The sequence below is a fragment of the Endozoicomonas sp. ALB032 genome, assembly GCF_049310125.1.
Taxonomy (GTDB): Bacteria; Pseudomonadota; Gammaproteobacteria; order Pseudomonadales; family Endozoicomonadaceae; genus Endozoicomonas_A.
The window spans coordinates 6664777-6680621 of sequence record NZ_JBLYNW010000001.1 but is presented as its reverse complement, the minus strand read 5'-3'; the positions used below and the strand labels follow the sequence as shown (position 1 = coordinate 6680621).

General features: G+C 48.6%; 4 protein-coding genes. All 4 read right to left on the bottom strand.

Translation table 11 applies throughout. The features are described from left to right. Positions 1 to 270: 270 nt before the first annotated feature. The 4 genes from ACO6VG_RS24225 to ACO6VG_RS24210 all read right to left on the bottom strand — a co-directional run bounded on the left by ACO6VG_RS24225 (position 271) and on the right by ACO6VG_RS24210 (position 15762). Positions 271 to 1254 (bottom strand): transposase, encoded by a 984-nt coding sequence (locus ACO6VG_RS24225; RefSeq protein WP_422476051.1) that lies wholly within the window; start codon positions 1252 to 1254, stop codon positions 271 to 273. A 126-nt stretch (positions 1255 to 1380) separates the two neighbouring features. Beyond that, positions 1381 to 6582 (bottom strand): hypothetical protein, encoded by a 5202-nt coding sequence (locus tag ACO6VG_RS24220; protein WP_422476049.1) that lies wholly within the window; start codon positions 6580 to 6582, stop codon positions 1381 to 1383. A gap of 214 nt (positions 6583 to 6796) precedes the next feature. Next, the gene (locus ACO6VG_RS24215) at positions 6797 to 10450 is read right to left on the bottom strand and encodes a hypothetical protein (protein WP_422476047.1); all 3654 of its coding nucleotides are present in this window, start codon (positions 10448 to 10450) and stop codon (positions 6797 to 6799) included. An 86-nt stretch (positions 10451 to 10536) separates the two neighbouring features. Then, positions 10537 to 15762, bottom strand: a complete 5226-nt coding sequence (locus tag ACO6VG_RS24210; protein ID WP_422476045.1) for a hypothetical protein — start codon at positions 15760 to 15762, stop codon at positions 10537 to 10539. Positions 15763 to 15845 lie beyond the last annotated feature (83 nt).

Here is a 15845-nt window from a genome sequence, read left to right as displayed (position 1 = left end):
AAATAAGAAAAAAAATAAGACACCCATAAAATAAAAAATAACAAAAAAATAAGACACCCATAAAAATTAATAAAAAAATAAGACACTCAAAAACCGTATTCCCAAAAAGTATCAGAAAATCTATCCTCAAGTAGCGTATCAACGAGCCACACAGAGAGCCATTAAACGCACAGAGTCTTTCAAGCCATAACTCAGGCAGTACAAATCCATTCCGACATAAGTCGAAGAGAGATAAAGAGAGGGTCTTTGACGTCTTAACTGACTTCTACGCTAACCTGTCAGGTACAAACGACTGTAGGCGTTTAAACCTCGAAGCCACTTCTGTCCGGCTTCAAGTGCATAAGCCTTCATCGCCTTCAGACGGCCAACTGCCCGATAAAAACGATTATTCCATTGCATGGTTTTCAGCCACTCATCCGGATCAATTTCCAATCTTTCAAGAATAGGAGGGGTACACGACGGAATGGAACCTTTCTTGTCTGTCCTGACAACGCGGCCACTCCAGTCAACCAGTTCCAGATAGTCGTGAAGAAGGTAGGGAAGGGCAACGTCCGTATTCTGGCCCTGCAAACAAAAAGGTTTCAGGGTCAGCGGCTGATTTTTAGTCTCAGAATGTCTAACCTGCTCCACGCGTTCCTGAATCGACGTGTAGTCTGATGCTTCCGGTGTTTCTACCTTACCAGCCCGAATCGGATTCAAGTCAACGTAGGTCATGCAGGTCAGTAAAGCTGCCTCGTCCAGCAATGCCTGGCTTTTAAAGCGACCTTCCCAGAAGCGTCCTTTACACTGGTCTTCTTTATTGGCCTCACGAGCAAGGTATTCATTCAGGCAGCGCATAAACCAGCTGATATCCATTAAACGACGCCGGTATTCCTCAGCATATTCATCAATACGGGCCAATTCAGCGCTGCCCAGTTTGTCAGCGGCCAGATACCTTTGCACCAGAAGCGGACCTCTGAACAAGGTTGTCCAACGATGAAGCACTTCATTCCGTGACCAGCCTCTGGCAGATGACTGATTGATGTGCAAAACCACATGATAATGGTTTGACATGACTGCGTAAGCGCAGACTTCGATAGCAAAGACTGAAACCAGTTCCCGGAGTTTATCCACCACCCACTGGCGGCGGTGCTCGTAGTTCTTGCCAGTCAGGTGGTTCTCTCCACAGAGGTAAGCCTGACGAACACATCTTGCCATGCAGTGGTAATAGGGCGTTGAGCTGGGGTCAATCAGTGTATTGCGGGCCTGAGCCATGGACTCACCTGTTTGGGTAAAAAATCAGTGATGGGTGAAAAAGTAGACCAGATGGGTGGTAAAGCAAATTTATGGGTGTCTTTTTTTTTCTTCTTTTCTAAAGGGGTCATTCACTGGTTTCTGATATCAAAGTTCGTCATAGGTATTCTTGTCTTCCAGATCGGACTTCTTAACCTCAAGACCAGCCAGCGCTGCTTTCTCGGCTGTGGGGATGGTGGTTGATTTGGTTTGAGGGTTATTTATCTGATCATCACTCTTTTGCCAATCATTGAAGTTTCCCAGAGTGTAGGAGTAAGGAATACTTTCTGCGTGGGAGAATGACCATTTAGGCACATTGTCCCTGAAGTATTTCTCCCAGCCATTCTCAAACAACTTCATGGTACGATCACGGCGGTCACGGAATTGCAGATAATTTTCGTGTCGCGTCCAGCCATACATTTTTTTGCCTGCTTTAACACGCTTTGCATAGGCTTCATCGGTTTCATTAAAGCGTTGAGGCGAAGCAATAGCCGTACGTTTCACATATTTATCCCGGTTTTCCCCCAGGCCGAGCCAGCGATTAATCCTGTCAAGGCTTCGACCCAGAGGTCCACCCAGCCATTGCGTGAGCATCTTGTTGTCGTTCATAAAAAAGTCGAAGGTGAGACTCGACGCCAGAGCAAATCCAAAGGTTTGAGCATAAGTGAATCCAGATATAAGGCCATGAGCGTATGCTCCGACAGTGGCTACCGGACCCAGCACCAGACCGGCTGTGGCCGAGGCCAGGGTTTTTACTTTTTGTGGTGTCGTCCGGTGCAGCAGTGGTACCTGAAGCCCTTGTCCGGAACCCATGGACTTCACTATTTCGGGTGCCAGACGAAAAATACTGTGGTACATATGCGGGTTGGCGTTGTACTGCCTGGCAAACAACATGGAGCCGGTTCTCAGTAAAATGACTGAGGAAGCGGCTCTACCCATTGGCATGGCCAGTCCGCTCACTTCAGTGACTTGTTCAATTCCACTGCGGTCGGCATATTCGTCAGTTCGGTCAAGATCAACACCGAAGCGTTCCAACCAGTGCTGGAAAGGTGTGAGCATCCGGTGCAGGTAATCACCCCTGTTGGTCAGATCCAGAAGATAGAGGAATGACATGTTCAAGAAGGATAGCTCGGTAGCCTGCCAGGTGGTGTGGGTCGCCAGCAAGGGGGCGTAACTGGAGAAGTACCAGGTGACAGCCTGTACCAGAAAGGCTGATGGTTTGAGCCAGTACTCATTCAGCTGGTGCTCAACCGCTGCGGCATGAGCCTGCATCAAGGTGCTATTGATAGCCTTGATCAGGTCAGACTCAGACAGGCCGGCAGCATTGGCATAAGGCGTCAGGGTATCCTGAACATTGGTCAGAAAGGCTGCCGTCCTGCGGCCATTTTCAAAGGCAATATCGTCAAGAATATAGTTGGCGATGATCGCGGCAGAGTACTCTTTCATACCGGCAACCGACTCTTTCATTCCTGCCGGTTCATTAGCAGTAACGGCCACAGGAGTAAAGGCACTCTGTATGAACTCATCAACTCCTGCATCGGACAGCATCTGGACAACGGCTTTGAAACGGAGCACATTGATGCCATGTTTGTTGCCCAGGAAGTGTTCAAATTCAGCCGCTGTCAGATAACCACCGACATCTTTGGCAGCCTTCATGTAGTTTTCAAGCTCAATCTTGCTGATCAGTCCTTCACGCAGCAGAGCTATAATTTTGTTACCACTGGCAGAATGAGTAGCGAAGTATTCCGAGAAGTCTGTCAGGTCTCCTGATTCATGTTCGACGAAGTGAATGGCTGTTTCGCCCATGCCGTTAATGACCTCGTCGTATTGTTGAGCCCCACTTCCTATCTCACTCCTGACCCTGTGCGCCAGACTCTCGACTTGTTCCATGATATCTGGCTCAGAGGGGGAGAGCGGGAAGCTTCTTTTCAGGCTTTTGAAAACTCCCACAATCCGACTGGCCTGATTAAACGTCAGGTCTTTTCCGACCAGCGCCTGCAAGCGAATGGGGGCAAACTCATCGTCAAAATCGAAAGTGGTAAGACAGGGTATGACCTTACCACTGTTTACCGCAGAGGCTGCCAGACCTGTTGCGGCTTCCAGAGCTTGTTTCTTGAGAGAGTGCTGCTTTATGAAGTCGTGCATCTCGGCCAGAACTTTTACCTGTCCCGGGGTATACCGGAAGGGACCGCCGTCATTTTTGACGGCTTTGCCTGCCGCTCTCAGCACTTCCTTCATTCTCTCAATATCTGCTTCTCTGGCTTCAATCTCACTTTCCAGACGGTCCTGTTCCTGAATCAGTTGCTGAATCCTGCCGCCATTGCCATCATTCCCACCCAGTTCCAGTTTTTTGTTTCTCAGGGCATTAACCCGGTCATCATAGTTAGCAGTAGAATCTGGTTTAACGCCCACAGTTTCTTCAATGGCTTTAAGACTCGCTTTATGATCCTCCAGAGCTTTTTGTGCTTCTGACTTCAGCGTTTTTTTCTGTTCCAGGACTAAATCCAGCTCAGCTCTCTCGTCCTCAAGTGAGGTTTTAGTTTGCGGATCAATGTCTTTGGAATGGTTAATGTCCTGATTTTTTCTATTCAGAGCCTCTTGTGCTTGTTTTTCTCGAAATTGTGCATGAGCCAATTCCATTTCTCTAAATTCGTGCTCATGCAGGTATTTCGTAACCTGAGTGTACTTTCTTCTGGTTTCAGGCAGTTCGCCTATTGCGAAATCGACTTCATCCCGACCATAAGCGGCTACATAGTTTCTGACAGCATTCATGTAATCCTCTTCTGACATGTTATCAGGGTCACTCTCAAAAGGGGGTCTGAGATCTTTGATGGCAGCACCCAGTTTCTTAAAGGTTTCAACTCGTCTATCTGTCTCGTCCCTGTTTCTTTTCAGAAAACGTTTAATGCCGTCTATCAGGTCTTCAGGGGTTTGATTATCATCCTGAGTCAGACCCAACCCGGTCTGAATTTGTTTCATTGCCTGATTGAGAGCAGTGGTATCTCTGACCGTGTCAGGGCGGACGTCAGTAGAATGTGCAAATAGCACTTGTTTACCATGAACAGCATCCAGTTTGCGATGAAGTTCCTCCAGCGCACTTTCAGCTTCTTCTATGTCGCCTTTGACTACCTCTGAATCAGGAACGTATCCTGGTTGAGATCCCGGACGAGCCATTTGCCTGACAAGCCTGGTTCGAACCCTCTCAAGCCTTGCTGTCATGTCATCTCCTTCATTGACTTTGATCTTGAGTAGTTTTTCTACGGATTCCAGTACATTCAGTGCCTGACGGTCTTGTAATTTACTGTCTTCATTCAGTTCAGGATCAGGAACCTCAGCCAGAGCATCTTGTCTGAGTTTGACGAAAGTTGCTTCTTTAGTGGCTTGAGTATTCAGTGTCGTCTTTTCAGGTTCTTCCTGAGGCTGTCCTGCTGAGGCAGCCGCTCTGTGCATACCATTAATTTTCTCCAGGAGGCGTCTGGCATGCTCATCCAGTGACCGGGTATCACTCCAGTCATCCTTGCCAAGTGCTACTGCCAGTTCAGCGTTGTAAAGACTTCTGGCAAAAAGAACTTCCTGTTCCAGCTCAGGAATTCGCCCGATTTTCTGAATAATTGTATTTTGCAGGCTTTGCTGATCTTCCAGCTGCACAAGAAGCTTTGCAACTTTACCCTTAATGATCTGAAGGAGTTGTTGCACTTCCAGTTTTATCTCATCGCCGGTATCGGCTATTTCCGGTGCCCGCTGCAACCTGTATTCAAGCTGCAAGAGTTCGACTGCCTCTTTCTGAAGAAGCTCTTGCAGGTCGCTGTCCCGTTCAGCCAGCTGTCTGGCCAGGTTTTTCCTGAATTTGACATAAAACTGTTTGTCGTCGTGTAAGTCGTCGGTCTCTAATTTAACGACAGTGGATATATGATTAAGAATATTCTCAACAGCATGCTGGCTAGTCAGAAGGTCTCTGAGTACAGGGTTGAAGCTGAAGCGTTTTAAGAGTTGGGCCTGCATCCAGATTGGCGTGATGAGTGACGAAGCAGCTCTGATGTGGTCTGCTGTGAACGCAAACCGAAATGTTTCATCTTGGTCAGCAATGCTCAGCGCCTGCTGCAGAGATTCATATTTTGCCAGTGCAAGCGCCGTCTCTTTATCTTCGTGTGCAAGCGTCGTTTGATCTTCGTTCACTCCAGCATTGTGCCGCACAACAAACTCCTCCAGCAGCGCCAGCTGCCTGCTTCGAATGAACCGCAGGTACCTTTTGACATTAGATTTTAAAACAAGAACTGATACTGGATTAGCGGAGTTGTGAGCCTCAGCTTCTTTGAGGTTAAGAAGGTTTTCTACAAAAGCGACATCGGCTGGATTCGGATTATGGCCACGGAAAATAATGATATCCTCAGCAGTCTGAGTCACTTCAAGTTTTGGATAACCCGAAGGCACAGGATAAACCAGCGTGTCATCATCGGCGTGTACAACATAGCCAACGGGTTTGTTGTGTTCCAACAGTTCATTGAGAGCCCTCTGTTGTATATCTCCTCCCAGGACGTGAACCTGAATATAGGCAGAAGTGGCAGCCGTCAGCAGAGCCCCATCATTAACAAAGAGCGATTGGCCCAGGCGCTTTAGCCCGGGAGGCTGAGCACCCCCTGAGATAAGGCGCATGAATGTACGCCCATTCACTGCAACCTGTTTTACTTTAATGGTGGCAAGGGCGACATAGTGATCGCCTGAACCCAGGCTTCCTGCCCTGTCATCGGCACACAACAGCATTGAATACAGTTCTTCGGTGCTGGCTAGTTTCGTTGACGGTTCTAATGGTTGGCCGCCAGATAATCCAGCACGAACAGAGTTAACTGAATCCTCATCGGTCATTCCTGCCCTGACTTCAATCAACAGTTCCTCTGCGTCAAGGCTATGGGTAAACCTGAAGACTCCCTCATCGCCCACCTTCAGGACTTTGGTGTATTTCTGAGCAACGTCATTCTCGCCTGTCTCAAACTGATCGACAATGGAAACGCCTCTATCGAAATAAAAACAAAGGCCGACAAATGAGCTTTTTGAAGGACAAATATGGCCCTCCCTGAACTCAACCTGAGGAGTGTAGGTGGTTGTAAAGGATTTGGGTATTGGCTGCTGGTCAAGACCTAAAGTTGGCCGAACCTCCACCTCACTCTGGATAAACTCCGCATGTTCATTGTCTTGAATGTCGACAGGTTTTATCTGCAGCCTGCGACCGGCCAGTGCCTCTGTGGCAATGATGGAAGAGCTGATTGCAAAGGCCACAGCAAGGCTCAATACTTTGGGGCGAGCATTTGTCATTCTACTACCTCAGAGCTGAGTACTTTTTATTACCGCGAAAAGTGATGACCACACCAGGCGAGGAAGCAACTTGTGATCGCTCATGGCTGACATTCGCTCATGGCTGTCATTTGCTTGTGTGTTTGCTTGTGTGAGTAGCTTCAGGCTCTTTCAGCAGAGAAACCTCTGTGGACTGGAGGAGGAAACGCTCACACCTGCAGCCATCACCTGTATTTCATCGTTCAGTGGTGTAACTGGTTGCTGGTTGCATGACGCATTCAGCGAGGTTCTGTCTCTTATCATGAACAGAAGCTTTCTTGTTATTGCCATGTCGCCATTCGAAGAAAGCTCCCAAAGTGTAGGAGTAAGGAAAGCTTTCTGCATGGGAGAATGACCATTCAGGTATATTTTCCCTGAAGTATTTCTCCCAGCCATTCTCAAACAGTTTCATGGTGCGATCACGGCGTTCGCGGAACTGTAGATAATTTTCGTGTCGAGTCCAGCCATACATGCTGTTGCTGGCTTTAGCCCGGTTTGTATAGGCTTCATCGGTTTCATTGAGGCGTTGAGGCGAGGCAATAGCGTTACGTTGCTCATATTCATCTTGCGTTTCCCCCAAGCCTATCCAGCGATTCATCTTGTCAAGAGTGCGGCCCAGAGGACCACCCAGCCATTGAGTGAGCAGCTTGTTGTCGTTCATAAAGAAGTCGAACGCGAGACTCGACGCCAGAGCGAATCCGAAGGTTTGAGCATAGGTGAGCCCTGATACAAGACTATAGACGCATGCTCCGACAGTGGCTACCGGACCCAGCACCAGACCGGTGGTTGCAGAGGCCAGGCTTTTCACTTTTTGTGGCGTCACCCTCTGCAGCAGTGGTACCTGAACCCCTTGTCCGGAGCTCATGGATTTCACCATTTCAGGCAGCAGACGGAAAATGTTGCGATACATTTGGGGGTTGGCGTTGTGCTGTCTGGCAAATAACATGGAGCCGGTTCTCAGCAGAATGACTGAGGAAGCGGCCTTGCCCAATGGCATGGCCAGCCCGCCTGCTTCAGAGATTTGTTCAACTCCACTGTGATAGACATATTGGCCGGTTCGGTCAGGATCAACACCGAAGCCTTTCAACCAGTGCTGGAAAGGTATGAGCACCCGGTGCAGGTAATCACCCCTGTTGGTCAGGTCCAGAAGATAGAGGAATGACATGTTCGAGAGGGATAGCCCGGCAGCCTGCCAGGTGGCGCGGGTCGCCAGCAGGGGTTTGTAGCTGGAGAAGTACCAGGTGACAGCCTGTACCAGAGAGGCTGAAGGTTTGATCCAGTAGTTATTTAGCCCCTGCTCAACCGCAGCGGCATGAGCCTGCATCAAGGTGTCATGAATAGCCTTGATCAGGTCTGATTCAGACAGGTCGGCAGCATTGGCGTAAGGCGTCAGGGTATCCTGAACATTGGTCAGAAAGGCTGCCGTCCTGCGGCCATTTTCAAAGGCAATATCGTCAAGAATATAGTTGGCGATGACTGCGGCTGCGAACTCTTTCATGCCGTCAACAGATTCTTTCATACCTGCCGGGTCACTGACAGTTGAGATCACAGGAGTAAAGGCACTCTGCATGAATTCATCGACCCCCTCATCGGACAGTATCTGCACAACGGCTTTGAAACGAGGCAGGTTAATGCCGTGTTTGTTGCCAAGGAAGTGTTCAAATTCATCCACTGTCTGATAACCATCAACACCTCTGACAGCCTTCATGTAGTTCTCAAGTTCTATCTTGCTGATCAGACCTTCACGCAGCAAAGCAATGATCTTGCTACCACTGACAGAGTGGGTAGCGAAGTATTTCGAGAAGTCTTTCAGGTCCTCTGGTTCATGCTCGACGAAGTGAATGGCTCTTTTAGCCATGCCATGAACTTCCACAATACGACTGGCCTCATTAAACGTCAGATCATCCCCGACCAGCGCCTGCAAGTGAATCGGTGCAAATTCATCGTTAAAATCGAAAGTCGTGAGGCAGGGTATTGTTTTAGCACTGTTGATTGCTGATTCTGCCAAACCCAGCGCAGCATTGAGAGCCTGTTGCCTGAGAGGGTGCTGCTGTGTGAAGGAGTCCATATCGGCCAGAACTTTTTCTGCTTTTGTGCTGGTGCTCTGTTGCTGAATGGTCCCTTGAGCTTCCGATTCACCTGTTTCATCGGGAGCCAGTCCGGGTCGATCTTCGGTGATACTCAGTCTCTGAAGCTGTAGATAGTCATCCTCAGCCTGTTGCCTGAGTTGAAGTGCTCTGAGTTTTTTCTTTTCACCGGGAGTGGCTTTCTTGAATATGAGCCCTAACTGGTATGTAACCCGGGTGAGTTTACTTTTTGTTGTTGACAGCTGCTTTTCCAGCTTGCTTTCCCTCTCAATCAGCTGCCTGATCATGTCGGCCGTGACTTTGGTAGCAAACTGTTTGTTGTCGTGCAAAATATCGGTTTCTGAATCGACGGCAACGGGTTTAATGTTCAGAATATTCTGAAGAAAGTACTGGTTAGTCAGAAGGTCTCTGAATACCGGTTTGAAACTGAACTCTTTTGCCAGTTGAATCTGTATCCAGGTTGGCGTGATGGCTGACGAAGCGACTCTGATGTGTTCCGGTGTGAGTTCAAATTCAGCTGCTCCATATGTTCCATCTGGAATAGCACTGGTCAGTGCCTGGTGGAGATATTCATAATTTGCAAGCGCACGCAGTGCCTGCATATCTTCGTTTATAAGCGTCGCTGGTTGATCTTCGTTAACACCCGCATGGTGCCGCGCAGCAAGCCCCTCCAGCAATGTCATCTGCCTGCTTCGAATGACGGACTGGTAGGCACTGACATCATATTGTTTAACCCATGTTGCAACTGCCTGGGCGGGGTTATTACCCTCAGCTTTTTCCCAGAGGTTATACAGGCTTTCTACAAAAGCAATATCATCGGGACCATGCATCTGACCATGGAAAACAATTACCTCTCCCGGAGTTTCTGAGACCTCCAGCTTCGGATAACCTGCAGGCACAGGATAAGCTTGTGTGTGATCTTCGACGTGTACAACATATCCGACGGGTTTACTATGTGCCAGAAGTTCATTAAGAGCTTGCTGTTGTAAATCCTCTCCCAGGATATAAACCTGGATATAGGCAGAGGCCGCTGCTGCCAGTAGAACATCATCATTGACAAAGAGTGATTGTCCCAGACGTTGCAGTTCAGGGGGCTGATCGCCCGCAGCAAGAAGTTGCATAAAGGTGCGCCCATTCACTGCAACTTTTTCTACTTCAATGGTGGCAAGGGGAACATAATGATCACTTCTACCGAGGTTTCCTGCCATAAGCTCGACAAGGTTCAGCAAGGTGGCCATTCTTGAAGGGCTGGCGATTTTCGTTAGCGGTTCCAGTGCGCCATCTGATTGACTGCGAATCACCTCAACTGAACCCCTATCAGTGATTCCGCCTCTGACTTCAATGACCAGTTCCTTTTCTGCAAGGTCATGTGTGAACCTGAAGACTCCCTCATCACCCACTTTCAGGGTTTTGGTGTATTTGCGGGCAACGCCGTTTTCGCCTGTTTCAAACACATCAACAATGGAAATGCCACTGTCAAAGGAAAGACTGTCTGTAAAGCTTATAGAACTAGAGAGAAAGACCCTCTCACCGGTCTGATGAGGGTAATTGTAGGTGGTCGTAAAGGATTTGGGCATTGGCTGCCGGTCTTCCCCTAAAGTTGGCCTGACCATGACCTCAATCCGGGTAAACTCCAGATGTTCCTGAAAATAGACAGACTTTATTTGCAGCCTGCGACCAGCCATTGCCTGTGTATTGATGACGGAAGAGCTGATTGCAATGGCCACTGCAAGTCTTAACGCGTTGAGGCGGGCGCTCGTCATTTTACTACCTCAGAACTGATTAGAAAGCTTGATTAAGGGGCATTTCTCTTACCATGACCGCCAACTTTCTGATCATCGACCTTTTGCTATTTGTAGAAGACTCCAAGGGTGTAGAAGTATGGAATACTTTGTGCGTGGGAGAATGACCATTTGGGTATATTCTCTCTGAAGTATGTCTCCCAGCCATTCTCAAACAGTTTCACGGTGCGATCACGTCGTTCGCGAAACTGCAGATAATTTTCGTGTCGAGTCCAGCCGTGCATCCTGTTGCTGGCTTTAACACGGTTTGTATAGGCTTCGTCAGTTTCATTGAAGCGTTGAGGCGAGGCAATAGCGGTACGTTGCACATATTCATCTTGCGTTTCACCCAAGCCTATCCAGCGATTCATTTTGTCAAGACTTCGGCCCAGGGGGCCACCCAGCCATTGAGTGAGCAGCTTGTTGTCGTTCATAAAGAAGTCGAAAGTGAGACTTGATGCCAGAGCGAACCCGAAGGTTTGGGCATAGGTGAATCCGGATATAAGTCCATGGGCGTATGCTCCGACAGTGGCTACCGGACCCAGCACCAGAGCGGCCGTGGTCGAGGCCAGAGTTTTCACTTTTTGTGGTGTCACCCTGTGCAGAAGCGGCACCTGTACCCCTTGTCGGGAACCCATGGATTTCACTATTTCAGGTACCAGACGGGAAATGCTGCGATACATCTGCGGATTGGCGTTGTACTGTCTGGCAAACAATATGGAACCGGTTTTTAACAGAATGACTGAAGCAGCGGCCTTGCCCAATGGCATGGCCAGACCGCCCACTTCAGAGACCTGTTCAATTCCATTGTGGAAGGCGTATTGGCCGGTTCGGTCAGGATCAACACCATAACGTTCCAACCAGTGCTGGAAAGGTGTGAGCATTCTGTGCAGGTAATCACCCCGGTTGGTCAGATCCAGCAGATAGAGGAATGACATGTTTATGGCAGACTGCTCGGCAGCCTGCCGGGCGGTATGGGTTATCAGTAGCGGTTTGTAGCTGGCGTAGTACCAGGTGACAGCCTGCACCAGAAAGGCTGAAGGCTTGATCCAGTAGTTAGTTAGCTCCTGCTCAACCGCTGTGGCATGAGCCTGCATCAAGGTATCATGGATAGCCTGGATCAGTTCTGATTCAGACAGCCCGGCAGCATTGGCATAAGGTGTCAGGGTCTCCTGAACATTGGCCAGAAACGCTGCTGTTCTGCGACCATTTTCAAAGGCAATATCGTCCAGAACGTAGTTGGCGATGACCGCAGCGGCGTACTCTTTCATGCCGTCAACGGACTCTTTCATGCCCGCCGGGCCAGTTGCGGTCACGGTTACATAAGCAGTCTCCAGCTCACTTTCAGCTTCTTCCAATACTCGTCTGGCTGTGGCTGCCTCACGATCAAGAACGTATCGGGGCTTAGGTCCCAGGAGAGCCAAATGCCTGTCAAGCTCGTTCTCAATGATCTGGAGGCGCATATTAACGTCTGGCTGAACCCTGTTGATAACTTCTTCGTCCAGCTGTAGGAGTTTTGCTTTAATTAGACTATTTTGGTCGTTTATGCTGGCGTCATCGTTATAGTCTTCAATATTGAGTTGGCGGGCCATTTCATTGTTCCGGGCTCTCCTGACTGCTTCATTTTCATAGACTTGGTTGACTTCATCCCGAAATGCCTGAATTCTGGCTATCAGGGCCTCCTTCTGGTCAGACAGACTGGCATCCCTGTCAAGGTTCATCACCAGGTCACGGGCCAGTTTGGCTGTGAAAACCTTGACTTTTCTTACAGCGGTAACGAAATCAAGAGGGGGGATGTTCAGCTGCCGCTCTATGGCTGCAAGCCAACGTTTCTGCAGTTCTCTGAACAGCTTAATATGGTACGGATCTGCGACTTTATAAGTAAAACTCGCATCAAGCTTTTTGAGTCTGAGGCCTCTCTCGTCGATAGCTTTGCAGTCTTCTTTCCAGAAAGTCTGGTCTATCCGATCCAGTAGCTGTTCTCTGACAAAATCGCTGTCAAATATATTAATAACCCTGGCAAGTCTTAGTGCTCTGTCATCCCGTTCAATGAGGTTGACCTTAAGTAATTCTTCTACTTGTCTCAGTGGATCAGTCCGTTGTTCTCTGGTTCGCTGATCAGGGTCATGGACTCCGACTTTATAGTGAAGATGCGCGAGAAGCTTCTCGAGTTTAAGAGCCCTCCCGTCCAGAGCTGTGTTTTCATCTGCCCAGAGGGTGTTATCTATCTTATCCAGCGTCTGATCTGTAAGATCATCGCCGTAAAGCATTCTCCGAATCCTGTTAAATCTTGTTGTTTCGTCATCCTTTTCATTGACTTTGATGTTGAGTATTTCTTCTGAGGTTTTCAGGATCTCCAGCGCCTTTTCCTCTGACTGTTGTATGGCTTTTCTGACAAGCCTCTGCATGTTTTCAGAAATGGCCTGGCGACGAAGATACACGTCATTGTTGTCATCAGGGGCTCTTATCTGAAGGGCTTTTTCCAGGTTACTCAATGTCTCAAGGACTTCAGGCATCACTTTGGAGTGGCCTGTCCTGATGTAATCCAGCTGTGTGTCCAAAAATTTAAGCTTGAAAAGTTTGTTAAGGACTGCTGTCTCCGCAGCGGCGCGGTCTAATAGTAAGGTGTTGTCATTCTGATCAGCACCGAGAACCTCAGCCAGAGCAGCTGTTCTGCCAGCGGTGTAAAGAAGCTCCTCAGTGAGTTGCTTGCTCGTAGTATAGAGTTGTTGACGCAGGGATTGTGCTTCAGCCTTCATTGCCTTCAGTTTTTCAACCAGATGTACTTGTTGAACGTCAATATCTGCATTGCTATCAAAATCATCAATGTCAAAATGTGCGGCAATGGTAGTATAGCCGGCCTTCATTGCAGCAGCTTTGTCAGCCTCTGTGCGGGCCTGAGCATTCAGCTGCTCAAAGAGTCGCTCAATGGTCTGTTGACGGGCTTCCAGGTCTGCTTCGTCGACCGGGACCAAACCATAGCGACTTTCAATGTCAGCCAGTTCCTGTGAGAGTTCGCCATTGGGTAGCATTGTCCTGTCCAGATTCAAAACAGGCTGAGACTCGTCGGCATCCTTGCTATCAAAATCATCAATGTCACAATGCACGGCAATGGTTTTATAGCTGGCCTTCATTGCAGCCGCTTTGTCAGCCTCTGTGCGGGCCTGAGCATTCAGCTGCTCAATGTGTTGTTCAATGGCCTGTTGACGGGCTTCCAGGTCTGCTAAGTCGACCGGGACCAAACCAAGCTGGCTTTCAACGGAAGCCAGTTTCTGCGAGAGATCCTCACCGGTTTGTATTGAGATGCACAGACTTAGAGTAGGCTGGGAATTGGTTGCGGCCGATGTTGCGGCAACCGATGTTGCGGCAACCGATGTTGTGGCAACCGGCGTTGCGCTGGCCTGTGTTGGGGTAATTGATGACGCAGTAACCGATTGCCTGGTTTCATCAATTTTCTGACTGGTAAGCCTGGCGCGTTTTTCTGGCGGCGGAGTAGCATCCCGGTCATCAATACTGAGCCCTGCTGCCAGTTGAGCGCTGTGAGTTTTTCTGGCGTCTGCCCTGTCATCACTGACCTGTTTTTCCAGCTCCGGGATTCGTTTGTTATCCTGCTGAGGTTCATCAGCCATGTTTTTCATCACCATGAGCACTTGACGAAGCTCTTGAAGCTCACCCTGAAGTTTCTGTTTGAGTCGTTCTATGGTCAGTTTTGCCTCATCACTGGCAATGGCCATTGCCGTTATGCTGCGATCTAATGTCTTGACTGCCCCGGCGAGTTCGGCCTCTCTTGACTGCAGTTTTTTTATCGTGCTTACCATCTCAAGCATCTGTCCGTTAATGTCTTCCGGGACTGTAGGGGGATAGTCTCTGTCATGAAGATCAGCAAAGTTCTTCGTCACTGTGTTGGCAAGGGATATAAAGTTCTGAATACTCTGAACAAAGTTATGATTAATCAGAAGATTTTGAAGTGCAGGTTTGAAGCTGAAGTTTTTTATGAGTTGAAACTGCATCCAGATTGGTTTGATGATCGATGTCGCGATTCTTATCCGTCTTGATGTTAACTCAAATTCATCGGCTCTATCCGAAGTGGCACTGGTTAATGCCTGCTGTAAAGATTCGTAGTAGCTAAGCGTTGACAATGTATCTTCATTAAATTTGGCATCTTGCTGTACCGCCAGTTCAGCAGCAAGCTCTTCCAGCAGCGCTATTTGCCTGCTCCTGATGATGTGCTGGTAGCTTCTGATTTTATCTTTTTTAACTTTAACCGTTGCCTTGTATTGTCTAAATCGATAGTGTTCCCAGCGGAAAATTTGACTATCCAGAAAAGCAATATCGGCTGGATTCGGCTTCTGGCCACGGAAAACAATAATCTCCCCCGAAGCCTGATCCACTTCCAGTAACGGATAACGAGCAGGTGCAGGATATGCTTGTTTGCCGTCCTCGACGAGTACAACATAGCCGACGGGTTTTTGGTTCGACAACAGTCTTTTGAGCGCTTTATGTTGCAGCTTTGCCCCCCGAACATGGACTTGGATGTAGGCAGAGGTGGCTACTGCTAAAAGAGCCTCATCATTAACAAAGAGCGACTGTCCAAGACGCTGCAGTTCAGGGGGCTGATCACCCGCAACAACATGACGCATAAAGGTGCGCCCGTTCACTTCAACTTTTTTTACTGGAATGATGGCAAGGGCAACGTATTGATCTCTTGCGCCAAGGTTTCCCGCTCTTCCATGCGCACCTTTCAGCACTCCCGCCAGCTGAGTGGGACTGGCGAGTTTCGTTAATGGTTCTAATAATTCGATGTCATCTGATTGAGCACGGGCAGCCTCAATTGAATTCCGGTCGGTCATTCCTTTTCTGACTTCAATGACCAGTTTCTTTTCTGCAAGGTTATGGGTGAACTTGAAGACTCCCTCATCACCCACCTTGAGGACTTTGGTGTATTTCTGAGCAACGTCATTCTCGTCGGTTTCAAACTGATCAACACTGGAAACGCCGCCTTCAATGCCAGAAAGAACGTCTGTGAAGCCTTCGGAAGGAACGTCGTAGCTCGCTCTGGCCTGAGCCTGATCAGGGTAGGTGGTTGTATAGGATTTGGGTATTGGCTGCTGATCAGCACCTAAAGTTGGCTGAACTATGACCTCACTCTGGGTAAATTCCACCTGTCCATTGCCCGTAATATCGACAGATTTTATCTGCAACCTTGAAACAGCCAGCGCCTGTGTACTGACAATGGAAGAACTGATTGCAACGGCCACGGCAAAGCTTAATGCATGGGGGCGAGCATTCGTCATTCTGTTACCTCAGAGCAGAGTAATTTGATTACCGTAAAAAATTTCTCATCCCTGAGGGCGCAAAAAATTGTTTCTGTCGCTCA

Coding starts and splice junctions, on each gene's coding strand:
- ACO6VG_RS24215 (WP_422476047.1), bottom strand. CDS start 10,450: ATGACGAGCGCCCGCCTCAACGCGTTAAGACTTGCAGTGGCCATTGCA.
- ACO6VG_RS24210 (WP_422476045.1), bottom strand. CDS start 15,762: ATGACGAATGCTCGCCCCCATGCATTAAGCTTTGCCGTGGCCGTTGCA.
- ACO6VG_RS24220 (WP_422476049.1), bottom strand. CDS start 6,582: ATGACAAATGCTCGCCCCAAAGTATTGAGCCTTGCTGTGGCCTTTGCA.
- ACO6VG_RS24225 (WP_422476051.1), bottom strand. CDS start 1,254: ATGGCTCAGGCCCGCAATACACTGATTGACCCCAGCTCAACGCCCTAT.